This is a genomic window from Mycobacterium sp. NGS45 (assembly GCF_059812645.1).
Genome location: NZ_JCALDB010000006.1, coordinates 127505 through 142359 on the forward strand (window position 1 = coordinate 127505; position 14855 = coordinate 142359).

The 14855-nt window shown below is 68.4% G+C and carries 15 protein-coding genes; 10 read left to right on the top strand and 5 right to left on the bottom strand.

What is annotated here, in order from left to right; genetic code table 11:
* The first annotated feature begins 82 nt into the window (after window positions 1–82).
* The 3 genes from rseA (at window position 83) to tatB (ending at window position 2521) form a co-directional block, all read left to right on the top strand.
* The gene (gene rseA, locus AC5Y3P_RS07795) at window positions 83–487 is read left to right on the top strand and encodes an anti-sigma E factor RseA (RefSeq protein WP_500045320.1); all 405 of its coding nucleotides are present in this window, start codon (window positions 83–85) and stop codon (window positions 485–487) included.
* A 75-nt stretch (window positions 488–562) separates the two neighbouring features.
* Window positions 563–2074, top strand: a complete 1512-nt coding sequence (gene htrA / locus AC5Y3P_RS07800; protein WP_500045321.1) for a serine protease HtrA — start codon at window positions 563–565, stop codon at window positions 2072–2074.
* Window positions 2075–2521, top strand: coding sequence for a Sec-independent protein translocase protein TatB (tatB, locus tag AC5Y3P_RS07805; protein ID WP_500045322.1), 447 nt, complete (start codon window positions 2075–2077; stop codon window positions 2519–2521).
* Window positions 2522–2616: 95 nt separating this feature from the next.
* Here the strand turns inward: tatB and AC5Y3P_RS07810 are convergent, their stop codons facing one another.
* The 4 genes from AC5Y3P_RS07810 to AC5Y3P_RS07825 all read right to left on the bottom strand — a co-directional run bounded on the left by AC5Y3P_RS07810 (window position 2617) and on the right by AC5Y3P_RS07825 (window position 7243).
* Complete coding sequence (locus AC5Y3P_RS07810) at window positions 2617–3750, bottom strand: Mrp/NBP35 family ATP-binding protein (protein ID WP_500045323.1); 1134 nt, start codon at window positions 3748–3750, stop codon at window positions 2617–2619.
* Window positions 3751–3800: 50 nt separating this feature from the next.
* On the bottom strand, window positions 3801–5243 hold the full coding sequence (locus AC5Y3P_RS07815) for a lytic transglycosylase domain-containing protein (RefSeq protein WP_500045324.1): 1443 nt from the start codon (window positions 5241–5243) through the stop codon (window positions 3801–3803).
* A 123-nt stretch (window positions 5244–5366) separates the two neighbouring features.
* The gene (locus AC5Y3P_RS07820; RefSeq protein ID WP_500045325.1) at window positions 5367–5960 is read right to left on the bottom strand and encodes a DUF1003 domain-containing protein; all 594 of its coding nucleotides are present in this window, start codon (window positions 5958–5960) and stop codon (window positions 5367–5369) included.
* Window positions 5957–7243 carry a magnesium transporter MgtE N-terminal domain-containing protein gene (locus AC5Y3P_RS07825; protein WP_500045326.1) on the bottom strand — a complete coding sequence of 429 codons (1287 nt, stop codon included), beginning with the start codon at window positions 7241–7243 and terminating at the stop codon, window positions 5957–5959. The genes AC5Y3P_RS07820 and AC5Y3P_RS07825 overlap by 4 nt, the downstream gene beginning before the upstream one ends.
* 25 nt (window positions 7244–7268) lie before the next feature.
* Between AC5Y3P_RS07825 and AC5Y3P_RS07830 the strand changes: the two genes are divergently transcribed.
* Window positions 7269–8225, top strand: coding sequence for an HpcH/HpaI aldolase/citrate lyase family protein (locus AC5Y3P_RS07830; protein ID WP_500045327.1), 957 nt, complete (start codon window positions 7269–7271; stop codon window positions 8223–8225).
* Here AC5Y3P_RS07830 and AC5Y3P_RS07835 read toward each other — a convergent pair.
* Window positions 8222–8785, bottom strand: coding sequence for a DUF4190 domain-containing protein (locus tag AC5Y3P_RS07835; protein ID WP_500045328.1), 564 nt, complete (start codon window positions 8783–8785; stop codon window positions 8222–8224). The genes AC5Y3P_RS07830 and AC5Y3P_RS07835 overlap by 4 nt on opposite strands.
* 299 nt (window positions 8786–9084) lie before the next feature.
* Between AC5Y3P_RS07835 and AC5Y3P_RS07840 the strand changes: the two genes are divergently transcribed.
* From AC5Y3P_RS07840 to AC5Y3P_RS07865, 6 genes are all read left to right on the top strand, one after another.
* Window positions 9085–9600 carry a YflT domain-containing protein gene (locus AC5Y3P_RS07840; protein WP_500045329.1) on the top strand — a complete coding sequence of 172 codons (516 nt, stop codon included), beginning with the start codon at window positions 9085–9087 and terminating at the stop codon, window positions 9598–9600.
* A 169-nt stretch (window positions 9601–9769) separates the two neighbouring features.
* Window positions 9770–11143, top strand: a complete 1374-nt coding sequence (locus tag AC5Y3P_RS07845; protein WP_500045330.1) for an ABC transporter substrate-binding protein — start codon at window positions 9770–9772, stop codon at window positions 11141–11143.
* A gap of 14 nt (window positions 11144–11157) precedes the next feature.
* Window positions 11158–12072, top strand: a complete 915-nt coding sequence (locus AC5Y3P_RS07850) for a carbohydrate ABC transporter permease (protein ID WP_500045390.1) — start codon at window positions 11158–11160, stop codon at window positions 12070–12072.
* Window positions 12072–12914 carry a carbohydrate ABC transporter permease gene (locus AC5Y3P_RS07855; protein WP_500045331.1) on the top strand — a complete coding sequence of 281 codons (843 nt, stop codon included), beginning with the start codon at window positions 12072–12074 and terminating at the stop codon, window positions 12912–12914. The genes AC5Y3P_RS07850 and AC5Y3P_RS07855 overlap by 1 nt, the downstream gene beginning before the upstream one ends.
* A 12-nt stretch (window positions 12915–12926) precedes the next feature.
* On the top strand, window positions 12927–14117 hold the full coding sequence (locus tag AC5Y3P_RS07860; RefSeq protein WP_500045332.1) for an ABC transporter ATP-binding protein: 1191 nt from the start codon (window positions 12927–12929) through the stop codon (window positions 14115–14117).
* Entirely contained in the window at window positions 14114–14707 is a 594-nt protein-coding gene (locus AC5Y3P_RS07865; protein ID WP_500045333.1) for a suppressor of fused domain protein, read from the top strand. The genes AC5Y3P_RS07860 and AC5Y3P_RS07865 overlap by 4 nt, the downstream gene beginning before the upstream one ends.
* Window positions 14708–14855 lie beyond the last annotated feature (148 nt).

Sequence of the window (14855 nt, forward strand, 5' to 3'; positions counted from 1 at the left end):
GGAGCAACGCCTGCGGCCTGGCCCTTCTGCGCGCTACATTCGACAGTGCGTGCGCAGATGCCATGGCGGAAGGAGTCGGGTGATGGTCGAGGGTGGCCATGTGTTCCGTAGGGCCTTTTCCTGGCTACCCGCACAGTTCGCGTCGCAGAGCGACGCACCGGTCGGGGCGCCGCGCCAATTCGGTTCCACCGAGCACCTCTCGATCGAGGCGGTCGCCGCCTACGTCGACGGCGAGCTGCGGATGAATGCGCACCTGCGCGCCGCCCATCACCTGTCGCTGTGCAGCGACTGCGCCGCCGAGGTCGATGCTCAGCAGCAGGCCCGGTCGGCGTTGCGCGAGTCCTGCCAGATCAGCGTGCCCAGCTCGCTGCTCGGGCTGCTGTCCCAGATTCCGCACACCCCGCAGGTGGCGCCCGAGCCCGTCGACCCGGTAACCGAGGATCGGTTAGCTGACGACCGTACGAGAGACCGGCGTCGGCGCCGGTAGGGTAGAGAGCGCACCGGACCGCGATCCGCGGAGCGGTGATGGCCCGCGTTCTCGTCAGCGGCGGAAGAGGATGACTTGAGCTCCAACCAGGACAACTTCGAGCAATCGGACAATGGCCCGCGCCTGACGCCGCGTCCGGTGTCCCGGCCTCCGGTCGACGACTCATCGCGCCGGGCCTTCGGCCGGCCAGCCGGCGTCAAGGGCTCGTTTCTCGCCGACGCACTTCGTCCCAAGCGCTTCCGCAACGAAGACGAGTTCGAACCGAAGGACACCCCGCGCGACCCGGTGTTGGCCGAGGCGTTCGGCCGCCCGTTCGCCGGCGCCGAGTCGCTGCAGCGGCATCCGATCGACGCCAACGCGCTGGATCGCGCCGACGACGGCGCCGACGAGCCCGAGGATCCCTGGCGCGATCCGGGCGCGGCGGCCGGTTTGGGGGCGCCCGCGGTCGAGACTCCGCCGGAGCCGCCCGCTGCCGGGGGACCGGTCGGCAAGCTCGGTGTGCGCGATGTGCTGTTCGGCCGCCGGGTCTCGGTGCTGGCGTTGAGCCTGCTCGCGGTGACCGCGCTGTTGATCGGCGCGCTAGGCGGCGTGATCGGCTACCTGGCGTCCGGGGTGACTGCTTCGGCGTTCACCACGTCCAAGGTCACCCTCCAGACCCATGACTCCGACGAAGACCACGGCGGGCAGTTCGTTAAGGTCGCGGCCTCGGTGGCGGACTCGGTGGTGACCATCGAAGCGGTCAGCGACAAACAGGGCTCCCAGGGCTCGGGCGTCGTGATCGACGGCAAGGGCTACATCGTCACCAACAACCACGTGATCTCTGATGCCGCCAACAACCCGAGCGCGTACAAGATGACCGTGGTCTTCAACGACGGCAAGGAAGTGCCGGCCAACCTGGTCGGCCGCGACCCCAAGACCGACCTGGCGGTGATCAAGGTCGACAACGTGGACAACCTCACGGTGGCCCGGCTCGGTGACTCCGACAAGGTCATCGTCGGCGAAGAGGTGATCGCCGCCGGCGCACCGCTGGGCCTGCGCAGCACCGTCACGCACGGCATCGTCAGCGCATTGCATCGCCCGGTTCCGCTGTCCGGCGACGGCTCCGACACCGACACCGTCATCGATGCCATCCAGACCGACGCCTCGATCAACCACGGCAACTCCGGTGGCCCGCTGATCAACATGAGCTCCGAGGTGATCGGCATCAACACGGCCGGCAAGTCGCTGTCCGACAGCGCCAGCGGCCTGGGCTTCGCGATCCCGGTGAACGAGGTCAAGTGGATCGCCGAGAGCTTGATCAACGCCGGCAAGGTGGCACACCCGACGCTGGGTCTGACCGCCCGCTCGGTGAGCAACGACGTCGCATCCGGCGCCCAGGTGGCCAACGTGAACCAGGGCAGCCCCGCCGAACAGGCCGGCATCGTCGAGAACGACGTCGTCGTCGAGGTGGGCGGGCGTTCGGTCGCCGACGCCGACGAGATGACGGTCGCGGTGCGACAACTCAAGATCGGTGAACCCGCGCCCATCGTGGTGGTGCGTGACGGTCGCCGCGTGACGCTGACCATCACGCCGTCCTCGGACGAGTAGATGTTCGCCAACGTCGGCTGGGCCGAGATGCTGGTGCTGGTGGTGATCGCACTGGTGGTGCTCGGCCCGGAACGGCTGCCTGGCGCGCTCAAATGGGCTGCCGGCGCGCTGCGCCAGGTCCGCGAATACGTCGGCAACGCCACCAACTCGCTGCGTGAGGACCTCGGGCCGGAGTTCGAGGATCTGCGCGAGCCGCTCAGTCAGCTCAATTCGCTACGCGGTATGACACCGCGCGCGGCAATCACCAAGCATCTGCTCGACGGTGACGAGTCGATCTTCGGCAGTTTCGACTCCGCGAAGGCGTCGGTGCAAAGTGAGTTCGATTCCGTCCGCGCTGACCTGACCGCACCCATGGCATCGCGGGCCGGTGCGGCCGAAGCCGAGCCGGCCACCGCGGACGCCAACGCCGCGTCGGCGACGACCAAGTTCGACCCGGACGCGACCTGATTCAGGCTCCCGTTGCCGCTCTTCCGTTTCCGTTCCGCTCTGCGGGCCTGAAGAGCGGAACGGAAACGGAAGAGCGGCAACGGGTTTGGCGTGAATCAGCGGCGGGTGGTGTCCAGGCCCAGCGACATTCCGGCCAGCCCGCGCTTGCGCGCCGAGAGTTTTTCGGCGATCCCGCGCAACTCGGCTCCGGCCGGCGACTCGGGCGCCGAGAGCACCAGCGGCACCCCCGAGTCACCGGCGGTCACCAGCGCCGGATCCAGCGGTACCCGGCCGAGCAACGGCACCTCGGCGCCGACCGAACGCGACAGGCTTTCGGCCACCTGTTGGCCGCCGCCTTCGCCGAAGATGTGCATCGTGGTGCCGTCCGGCATCAGCATGCCGGACATGTTCTCCACCACACCGACCACGCGCTGCCGGGTCTGGTTGGCAATCGCCCCGGCCCGTTCGGCCACCTCGGCCGCGGCCAGCTGCGGAGTGGTGACCACCAGGATCTCGGCATTGGGGATCAGCTGCGCGACCGAGATCGCGACGTCGCCGGTGCCCGGCGGCAGATCCAGCAGCAACACGTCCAGGTCACCCCAGTAGACGTCGGCCAGGAACTGCTGCAGGGCCCGGTGCAGCATCGGTCCGCGCCACACCACCGGCGTATTGCCCTGGGTGAACTGGGCGATCGAGATCACCTTCACGTCGTGCGCGACCGGCGGCAAGATCATCGAGTCGACCTGGGTGGGTCGGTCTTCGGTGCCCATCATGCGCGGTACCGAATGCCCGTAGATGTCGGCGTCGACCAGGCCGACCGACAGACCGCGGGCGGCCATCGCCGCCGCCAGGTTGACCGTCACGCTGGACTTGCCCACTCCGCCCTTGCCGGAGGCCACCGCGTACACCCGCGTCAGCGAGTTGGGCTGGGCGAACGGGATCACCGGTTCGGCCGAGTCGCCGCGCAGCTGCTTGCGCAGCTCGGCGCGCTGCTCGTCGTTCATCACGTCCAGGGTCACCTTGACCGAGCCGGTGCCCGGGACGTCGGCGACCGCCTGGGTGACCCGCTCGCTGATCTCGGTCTTCTTCGGGCAGGCGGCCGTCGTCAGGTAGATCCCGACGTGCACCGAGCCGTCGTTCTCGACGTCGACGCTCTTGACCATGCCCACTTCGGTGATCGGTCGTCGCAATTCGGGATCGATCACCTTGCCCAGTGCGGAGCGGACGGCGGAAACCAGCGTGTCAGTCATCGGTACCGAGTCTAGGCCGCGGTACCGGGCAGCTCGTCAGGCGGCTGCGGTCAGGCGGCGGGGCCGGGCAGCGGCGGCACCGGTCCGGGTGTCGGCGTGGCCGCAGCTTCGGGTGCTGCCGGGGCGGCGGGATCTGCCGGGGCCGCCGGGGCCGGGCCGGGGGCCTGCGCCGGGTTGGGCGCCTCGGCCGGTGCCTGCGCCGGGGCGTTGGCCGGGCCCGGTGCCCGAGCGGGCGCCGGGGTGGCCTCGGCCGGGCCGGGTGCCGGACCGGCGGGAGCCAGCGGCGCGATCGGAGCCGGCTGCATCCACGGCGGCGTCCACGGAGCGGGTGCGGGGGCGGCCGGCTGCATCCAGGGCGGTGTCCACGGTGCCGGGGCGGCCGGCGCTTCGGTGATGCAGAACACCGCACACGGCGCGCTCGGCAGGTCACCGGCTTCCGGGCCGGGCGGCACCGGCAACCGGTTGGCGACGTCGGTCTGAGGCAGATCCACCCGGGTCAGGTCGGCCAGCGGGTCAGCGCCCACGCCGTGCAGCGGCAGGTCCGGACCCAGGCCCTCGGGGTCAGCCAGGTGGTGCTGCGACACCTCGGTGACCACCAACTCCGGCACCTCGCCGGTGATCGGCGGCAGATCGATCGGCGCCACCCCGGTGGCGTAGGCGCCGGCCCAGCCGAGCACGTTGCGGGCATAGGCCATCGAGTTGTTGTAGCGCAAAACCGCGGTCAGTACCTGGTTCTGGTCGCGCAGGTTCATCGAACCGCTGCACAGGTAGCGGGCTGCCGCCAGGGCCGCGTCGTACACGTTCTGCGGATCGGCCTTGCCGTCGTTGTCGCCGTCGGAGGCGTACCGCGACCAAGTGCTGGGCAGAAACTGCATCGGACCCAACGCGCGGGCGTAGGTGACCCGACCGGCCTGCACGCTCTGCACGATCACCTCGTTGCCGGGCAAGGTGCCGTCCAGCACCGGTCCGTAGATCGGGTTGACCGCGGTGCCACGCACGTCGGTGGCGCCGTTGTTGGCGTGCCCGGACTCGATTCGGCCGATTCCGGCCAGCAGGTTCCAGCTGACGCCGCAGCCCGGCACGGCCCGCGCCATCATCGACTCGGCGTTGCGGTAGGCCGACAGCGCGATCGACGGGATGCGCAATGCGCCCGGCGCGCTGACCACGGTGGCCGGCGGCGGCGCCGACGTGGTGGCCGCGGCGACCCGGAAGCTGGCGGGCGGGTTCACCATCGCGATCACGGCCGGGCCCGAGGTGTCCGGAGGCGGGGTGGGCGCAATCGCGGCCAGCGGGGCGACGTCGGTGCTCTGCACCGGTGGTGTCTGCCCGACGACGGTGGGTCCGCCGGCGCCCACGGCGGCAGCCAACACCAGCGGGCTCAGCACGGCCAGACCCATCACCGGGGACTTGCCGATCTGGGATGCCTTGCCGCACGCGGAGCGCAGTGACTTCGACAGCGCCGAGCTTGCGCCCGAGCTCGCCCCTATGCGCACAGGACCATCCTCATGATTGCTCGCTCAGCATCTCGCTGCACTGTGTGAACCAAGTCACCATACATACTGCCGTGACCCATGTGGCGACAATGGTCCCCGTAAAACCGTTTTCTCACGCTCTGTTCATGTCCTCGGATCGGGTGCCGACGGCGGCTTTGCTGGATTCGGTTTCGGACTTTGCCCCTTGGACTTCGACTTGGGCTTGTCCGCCGCCTTGGACTTCGGCGCGCCGTCGGCGGATTCGGGCCGCAGGGTCTCGAGCAACTCGTACAAGTCGTCGAGTTCCCGGCGCAGGTAGTCGCGGGTCACCACCTCGCCGACTGCCAACCGCAGCGCCGCGAGCTCGCGGGCCAGGTACTCGGTGTCGGCCTTGGTCTGTTCGGCCCGCCGCCGGTCCTCTTCGAGCGAGACCCGGTCCCGGTTCTCCTGGCGGTTCTGGGCCAGCAGGATCAGCGGGGCGGCGTACGCGGCCTGGGTGGAAAACGCCAGGTTGAGCAGGATGAACGGGTACGGGTCCCAGCGCAGCGACACCGCGAACAGGTTCAGTGCGATCCAGACCACCACCAGGATGGTCTGCCAGGCCAGATACCGGCCGGTGCCCAGGAACCGGGCGATCGATTCACTGAATCGGCCGACCGCCTCGGCGTCGAAATTGAGCCGCGGCCGGCGTGAGGTGCGCGGCGTGTCCAGCCGGCTGCGCGCTGACGTGTCGGTCATGGCGTCGGGTCCAGTTCGGGTTCGTCGTCGCTGGCCCGCCAGTCGTGTGGCAGCAGATGGTCGAGCAGGTCGTCGACCGTGACCGCGCCCAACAGGTGGTTCTCGTCGTCCAACACCGGCCCGCAGACCAGGTTGTAGGCGGCGAAATACCGGGTCAACGCGGCCAGCGAGGCGTCCGGGGTCAGGGCCGGAAGATCGGTGTCGACGATGCCGCTGACCAGCGCGGCCGGCGGCTCGCGCAGCAGCCGCTGCAGGTGCACGCAGCCCAGGTAGCGTCCGGTCGGGGTGGCGGTCGGCGGCCGCACCACGAACACCACCGACGACAACGCCGGGGTCAGGTCCGGGTCACGCACCCGGGCCAGCGCCTCGGCCACCGTGGTGTCGGGGGCCAGCACCACCGGATTCGAGGTCATCAGACCGCCGGCGGTATCCGGTGAGTGCTGCAGCAGACGACGCACCGGATCGGAGTCCTCGGGGTCCATCCGCTGCAGCAGCGACTCGGCTTCGGTGGGGTTGAGCACGCCCAACAGGTCGGCGGCGTCATCGGGGTCCATCGCCTCGAGCACGTCGACGGCGCGTTCGGTGTCCAGCCGCAGCAGCAACTCGGTCTGCTCGTCCTGGGCGAGCTCCTGCAGCACGTCGGCGAGCCGCTCGTCGTCCAGGGCGTTGACCACCTCGGTACGGCGTTTACGCGGCAGGTCCCGGATCGCGTCGGCCACCTCGATCGGTCGCAGCCCCTCGAATTGGTGCAGCAGTTGCGCGACGCCCTGGTCCGGCATGGCCAGCGCCGACGGCGTCAGACCCACCACGTTCTGCCAGTCGACGGTGTAGACGTTGCCGCGCCGGCCCAGCCGCCGATGCGCGCGCACCGCGATCCGGGTCACCACCCAATCGCGGGACCGGGCCTGCTCGATGCACAGGTCGACGATCGACACCTCGATACCGGCCAGCTGTTCGAGCTCGGGATCGTTGACCCGGACCCGGGTGTCGAGCACCTGCCCGAGCGCCAGCACCTCGCCCGGGCGCTGCGCGAAGCGGCGCAGCGAGACGTTGCCGCTGATCAGCGTCACGGCGTGCGGTTCGATCGCGGTCACCCGGAGCATCGGGACGAAAATCCTTCTGCGGGTGAGCAATTCCACGACCAAACCGAGAACTCGGGGTTGCTGGCGGACGATGCTGATGCTTATCACGACGTCGCGCACCCGGCCCAGGGATTCGCCGTCGGGTCCCAGGACCACCAAGCCCGCAAGCCGGGCTGCATAGACCCTGTTGACCGCCGCCATGATTACAAAGGGTAGGAGTGAAGGCGTGAATACCGCGTATCGACCCCGCAGAACGTGCCTGTCGGTTCCCGGCAGCAGCCGCAAGATGATCGACAAGGCCAAGACCTTGCCGGCCGACGAAGTGTTCCTCGACCTTGAGGACGCGGTCGCGCTCGATGCCAAGGCCAGTGCCCGCGCCACCGTGGCGGCTGCTCTGGCCGAGCCGGGCTGGGGCCCGGCGCTGCGCGGCGTGCGGGTCAACGACTGGACCACACCGTGGACGCACGCCGATCTGATCGAGGTGGTCGCCGGCGCCGGTGCGCACCTGGACGTGGTGGTGCTGCCGAAGGTCACCGACGTCTCGCATGTGACGGCGTTGGACCTGCTGCTCACCCAGCTCGAACTCACGCACGGCCTGGAACTCGGCCGGATCGGGATCGACGCCCAGATCGAGGACGCCCGGGGGCTGGCCAACGTGGAGGCGATCGCCGCGCATCCGCGAGTGCACGCCCTGGTGCTCGGCCCGGCTGACCTGATGGCCAGCCTGAACATGCGCACCCTGGTGGTGGGGGAGCAGCCCGAGGGTTACGACGTCGGCGACGCCTACCACCACGTACTGATGAAGATCCTGGTCGCCGCTCGCGCGCACGGCATCGCCGCGATCGACGGCCCGTACCTGAAGGTCCGCGACACCGAGGCGTTCCGTCGGGTGGCCGGCCGGTCCGCGGCGCTCGGGTACGACGGCAAATGGGTGCTGCACCCGGACCAGATCGCCGCCGGCAACGAGATCTTCAGCCCCCGGCAAGCCGATTACGATCACGCCGAATTGATCCTGGAAGCCTACGAATGGCACACCTCGGTAGCCGGCGGCGCGCGCGGCGCGGTGATGCTGGGCGACGAGATGATCGACGAGGCCAGCCGCAAGATGGCCCTGGTGATCGCGGCCAAGGGACGCGCGGCGGGGATGGCCCGCACCGGCGAGCCGTTCGTGCCGCCGAGCTAACCGTAGGTCGCGCCCGATCCGGCCGCGGCGACCAGCACGATCATGATCACCAGGTAGATGATCATGCCGGCGGTGATGAGTCCGCCGACGATCACGGCCGCCAGCGCCATGCCGTAGCCGTCCTGTCCGGTCTGCTTGGTCTGCCGCATCGCGATGATCCCGAGGATCAAACCGACGATGGCCGGGAGCCCGCAGGCGAAACCGGCCAGCGAGGTGACCAGCGCGCCGATCGCCATGCCGTTGGTCCCCATCGGCACGCCCGGCCGGTACGGGTCGTAGGGATCCTGGTAGCCCGCGGCCGGGTAGCCCGGTGCCGGATAGCCGGGTGCCGGTGCCTGGTAGCCACCCGACGGCGGCTGGTAGCCGCCCGGTGCCGAGGACTGGTACGGGGTCGGTGGCGGTGGATAGCCGCCGGGCAGCGCCGAGCGCTCGCCGTAGCCCGGCGGGGTGGGCGAACCGGGCGAACCAAATCCGGACGGTTGGTCGTACGCCGGGTAGTCGACCGGGGTGAACGGGTCCGGCTGGGCGCCCGACTGGTCAGGTTCTCGGGGGTTCGTCATCACTCACCGCATCACATAGATGGTCCAGATCAGACCAATTATCAACGTCGCTGCGGCCGGCGGTACCGGCGGCTGTCGTAAAAGCGTAGTCGCCCCGGGGGCGCCGGAACGGTTCCCCGGTGCGGCGAACTCACCGCAACCCCGCCGTTCGCGGGTGTCGCCGGCCGGAAATGTCATGCTGATCGAACTAGCGTAGGTCCAGGTGGCTCCCGGGGTACGCACGATGCCGACGGGCCCGGGACCGCGCACCTGACCAGAAGCGCTGACGGAGTCGACCCGACAGAGGAGAATGACCAGCGATGACAAGTCCATTCCAACCCGGAGCCGCCGGCCCCACCGCGGCCGCAGCCGGTCGCGGGCCGATCGGGCTGCCGACGCCGCCCAAGGGCTGGCCGATCGCGTCTTACTCCACCTACGCCGAGGCCCAGCGCGCCGTCGACCACCTCTCCGACCAACAATTCCCGGTCCAGCAGGTCACCATCGTCGGCGTCGACCTGATGCAGGTGGAACGCGTCACCGGGCGGCTGACCTGGCCGCGGGTGCTCGGCGGCGGCATCCTGACCGGCGCCTGGCTCGGTGTGTTCATCGGCCTGGTGCTCGGTTTCTTCACGCCATCGCCGTGGGCCGCGCTGATCACCGGTGTGATCGCGGGCATCATCTTCGGACTGATCACCTCGGCCATCCCGTACGCGATGACGCGCGGTTCAAGGGATTTCAGTTCGACCATGCAACTGGTCGCCGGCCGCTACGACGTGCTGTGCGATCCGCAGAGCGCCGAGCAGGGCCGGGATTTGCTGGCGCGCTTGAGCATCTAGCCCGGCGCACGGCCGGTAGGTGCCGAAGATCGCGACGTGTTGCGCCGCACACTGCGCTACCTCTACGGTTCGCTGGAGAATCGCGTCGGGAGCGGAAGGCGGTAGGCAGCCGTTGGTCGCAGCAAGCGCACGTTCGGGCATGGTGTCCCGGGCACGTCGGTTCGGCGCGATGACACTTGCGGCGCTGACCGTTTCATCGACGGTCGCGTCGTGCGGTTCGGCCGAAGACGGACTGGTGGTGAGCTTTTACACCCCGGCCAGTGAAACCGCCACCTTCACCGCGGTGGCCAACCGGTGCAATCAGGAACTCGACGGCCGGTTCCGGATCGAACAGGTCAGTTTGCCCAAGAGCGCCGACGATCAGCGCTTGCAGCTGGCTCGCCGACTCACCGGCAACGACCGCACCCTGGACGTGATGGCGCTGGACGTGGTGTGGACCGCGGAGTTCGCCGAGGCCGGCTGGGCGCTGCCGCTCGCCGAGGATCCGGCCGGGCTGGCCGAGTCCGACGCGCGGGCGAACACGTTGCCCGGCCCACTGGAAACCGCCGAGTGGCAGGGCGAGTTGTATGCCGCACCGGTCACCACCAATACCCAGTTGCTCTGGTACCGGCCGGATCTGATGTCGGAGCCGCCGGCCACCTGGGATCAGATGGTGACCGAGGCGACCCGGCTGCACGCCGCGGGCAAGCCGAGCTGGATTGCCGTGCAGGCCAAGCAGTATGAGGGCCTGGTGGTGTGGTTCAACACGCTGTTGCAAAGTGCCGGTGGGCAGGTGCTGTCCGATGACGGGCAGTCGGTGACGCTGACCGACACCGAAGAACACCGCGCCGCAACCGTCAAGGCGCTGTCGATCATGAAGGCCGTCGCCACCGCGCCTGGCGCTGACCCTTCGATCACCCAGACCGACGAGGGCACGGCCCGGCTGGCCCTGGAACAGGGCAACGCCGCGCTCGAGGTGAACTGGCCGTTCGTGCTGCCGTCGATGCTGGAGAACGCGATCAAGGGCGGGGTGCAGTTCCTGCCGCTGGACCAGCGCGCCGAACTGCAGACCGCGATCAACGAGACCGGATCGTTCTCGCCGAGCGACGAACAGTTCGACATCGCCTACGCCGAAAGCCAGAAGGTGTTCGGTTTCGCGCCGTATCCGGCTGTGCGCGAAGGGGAGCCGGCGCGGGTCACGCTGGGCGGGTTGAACCTCGCCGTGGCCAAGACCACCCGGCACAAGGCCGAAGCCTTCGAGGCCGTGCGGTGCATCCGCAGCGCGGAGCACCAGCGGCTCACCTCGATCGAGGGTGGCCTGCCGGCAGTGCGGACCTCGCTGTACCAGGATCCGGAATTCCAGCGCAAGTACCCGCAGTACGCGATCATCGCCGAGCAGTTGACGAATGCCGCGGTGCGTCCGGCTACCCCGCTGTATCAGCAGGTGTCCACCATGATCTCGGCGACGCTGGCCCCGATCAGCGACATCGACCCCGAACGCACCGCCGATGAACTCGCCGAGCAGGTGCAGAAGGCCATCGACGGAAAGGGACTCATTCCGTGACCGTTGCGCCTGCAGTGCCGCCCACCCGGGCCCCGGAACCAGCGGCACGCTCGGATGATCGCAGTTCGCAACGGCGGCTGGCGTTCCTGCTGATCTCCCCGGCCGTGATCCTGATGCTCGCGGTCACCGCCTATCCGATCGGCTACGCGGTGTGGCTGAGCCTGTTGCGGTACAACCTGGCCCAGCCCGACGACATCGAGTTCGTCGGTCTGTCCAACTACGTCACGGTGCTCACCGACGGGTACTGGTGGACCGCGTTGGCCGTCACGTCGGGCGTCACCGTGGTGTCGGTGGCCATCGAATTCGTGCTCGGCATGGCGCTGGCGTTGGTGATGCACCGGACCATCTTCGGAAAGGGTTTGGTACGCACCGTGATTCTGATTCCGTACGGGATCGTCACGGTGGCCGCCGCCTACAGCTGGTACTACGCCTGGACGCCGGGCACCGGGTATCTGGCCAACCTGCTGCCCGACGGCAGCGCGCCGCTGACCCAGCAACTTCCGTCGCTCGCGGTGGTGGTGCTGGCCGAGGTGTGGAAGACGACGCCGTTCATGGCGCTGCTGCTGCTGGCCGGGCTGGCCCTGGTGCCCGACGACCTGCTCAAGGCCGCCCAGGTGGACGGCGCCGGGGCGTGGCGCCGGTTGACCAGGGTGATCCTGCCGATGATCAAGCCCGCGATCCTGGTGGCACTGCTGTTCCGCACGCTGGACGCATTCCGGATCTTCGACAACATCTACATCTTGACCGCGGGCGCCAACAGCACCGCATCGGTGTCGATCCTCGGTTACGACAACCTGTTCAAGGGATTTTCGATCGGATTGGGCTCGGCGATCAGCGTGTTGGTATTCCTGTGCGTGGCGATCATCGCGTTCATCTTCATCAAGTTGTTCGGGGCTGCGGCCCCCGGTGCCGAAGGTGAGGCCCGCTGATGGCCGCCAACGACGCCCGCCGGATCGGCGGTTGGGCGGTGATCAACACCGTGGTGGTGATCTACGCGTTGCTGCCGGTGCTGTGGATTCTGTCGTTGTCACTGAAGCCGACCTCGAGTGTCAAGGACGGCAAGCTGATTCCCGCCGAGGTCACCTTCGACAACTACAAGGCGATCTTCACCGGCGGCGCGTCCAACGTGTTCAACTCCGCGCTGCTCAACTCGATCGGCATCGGTGTGATCACCACCGTGATCGCGGTGACGATCGGCGGGATGGCCGCATATGCGGTGGCCCGGTTGGAGTTTCCCGGCAAGAAACTGTTGATCGGGATGGCGCTGCTGATCGCGATGTTCCCGCAGATCTCGTTGGTGACACCGCTGTTCAACCTGTGGCGCGGCATCGGGTTGTTCGACACCTGGCCCGGTTTGATCATCCCGTACATCACCTTCGCGTTGCCGCTGGCGATTTACACGCTTTCGGCGTTCTTCCGGGAGATCCCGTGGGATCTGGAGAAGGCCGCCAAGATGGACGGCGCCACCCCGGCGCAGGCGTTCCGCCGGGTGATCGCGCCACTGGCCGCGCCGGGCATCGTCACCGCGGCCATCCTGGTGTTCATCTTCGCCTGGAACGACCTGCTGCTGGCATTGTCGCTGACCGCCACCAAGGCTGCGATCACCGCGCCGGTGGCGATCGCGAACTTCACCGGCAGTTCACAATTCGAGGAACCGACCGGTTCGATCGCCGCGGGTGCGATGGTGATCACCGTTCCGATCGTGGTGTTCGTTCTCATCTTCCAACGGCGCATTGTCGCCGGCCTGACGTCTGGCGCGGTGAAAGGGTAGCGGGGTTATTCGATGGCCGAGATCGTGTTGGAGCACGTCACCAAGAGCTATTCCGATGGCGCCAACGGTGTCCGCGATGTGGTCAAGGACTTGTCGCTGACCATCGCCGACGGCGAGTTCGTCATCCTGGTCGGACCGTCCGGATGCGGAAAGTCCACCACGCTGAACATGATTGCCGGACTCGAGGACATCAGTTCCGGTGAGTTGCGCATCGATGGGCAGCGGGTCAACGAGCGCGCGCCCAAGGACCGCGACATCGCGATGGTGTTCCAGTCCTATGCGCTCTACCCGCACATGACGGTGCGGCAGAACATCGCGTTCCCGCTCACCCTGGCGAAGCTGAGCAAGGCCGACATCGCGGCCAAGGTCGAGGAGACCGCGCGGATCCTGGACCTGACCGAACTGCTCGATCGCAAACCGTCCCAGCTGTCCGGCGGGCAACGGCAACGGGTGGCGATGGGACGCGCGATCGTGCGCAAGCCCAAGGCCTTCCTGATGGACGAGCCGCTGAGCAACCTGGACGCCAAGCTGCGGGTGCAGATGCGCGGTGAGATCGCCCGGCTGCAACAGCGATTGGGCACCACCACGGTCTACGTCACGCACGACCAGACCGAGGCCATGACGCTGGGGGACCGGGTGGTGGTGTTGCGGGCCGGCGTCGCCCAGCAGATCGGCACCCCCGATGAGCTCTACAGCAGGCCGGCCAACCTGTTCGTGGCCGGTTTCATCGGTTCGCCGGCGATGAACTTCTTCCCGGCCGAGCTCACCGAGGTCGGCGTCCGGTTGCCGTTCGGTGAGGTGATGCTGCCGCCGGAGTCGCTGGAGACGGTGCGCGCGCACCCCACCCCGCGCAACGTCATCGTCGGTGCCCGGCCCGAACACTTCGACGACGCGGCCCTGATCGACGCCTACGCGCGGATCCGGGCGGTCACGTTCACCGTGCAGGCCGATCTGGTCGAGTCGTTGGGTGCGGACAAGTACGTCTACTTCGACATCGGCGGCGACGGCGCGCGCGCCGAGCAATTGGCCGAGTTGGCGATCGATTCCGGTGCCGGTGACACCGGCTACGTGGCCCGGGTGCCTGCCGAGTCGCAGGCCACCGCCGGCAGTCCGATCGAGTTGGCGTTCGACTCGGCGAAACTGCTGATCTTCGATGCCGATTCCGGTGTGAACCTGAGCATTCCGCCGACCCCGACGGCGTGACCGAAGTCCTGGCCGCGGTCCGCCGGCACCTGATCGACCACTTCGCACGCAAGGGTGTTGCGGCCGAACCCGATTCGGCCTCGGTTACCTTTCTGGGCGTGGAACCGATCGACGTGCTCAGGTTCGGGCCCGACTCCGACGGTGTGCTGCACTACGCGTCGCTGGGTGCTGCGCGGCATCCGATGTCGGAACCGACCGGCATGAATGTCGACCCGCTGCGCGGACCGCGGGCCGAGCTGATTCTCAGTCTGCGCCAGGGGGTTCCCACCCCCGGTATCGCACGCACCGTGGCGCTGCTGGCGGCCACTCCGTCGGTCGAAGGTTTGGTGTTGGTGCCCGACGCGCTGATCGACCTGGGTTCGGCGCTGTGGGCCGCGCAGCCGCGGCATGCGCCGATGTCGGCGGTGCTGCTGGGCGACAGTGACGTCGCCGAGCTGGTGTTGCCGGACCCGATGGAGCCGGTGCGGTTCTTGGCCGCAACCCCGATCTCGGCCAACGAGGCCGCCTGGGTGCGGCTCAAGGGCGCCGTCGAACTGCGGGCAACCTGGGCGCAGGACGGCACCGACGTGCTGGACCCGGCCCGGGTCTGACCCGGGCTGCACAGAGTGTGCAACCAGTGCACACGAAAAGGCCCATTGATGTACCCGCACTGCACAGAGTGTGCAACCAGTGCACACGAATCGGCGCATTGATGTACCCGGGCTGCACAGAGTGTGCAACCAGTGCACACGAAAAGGC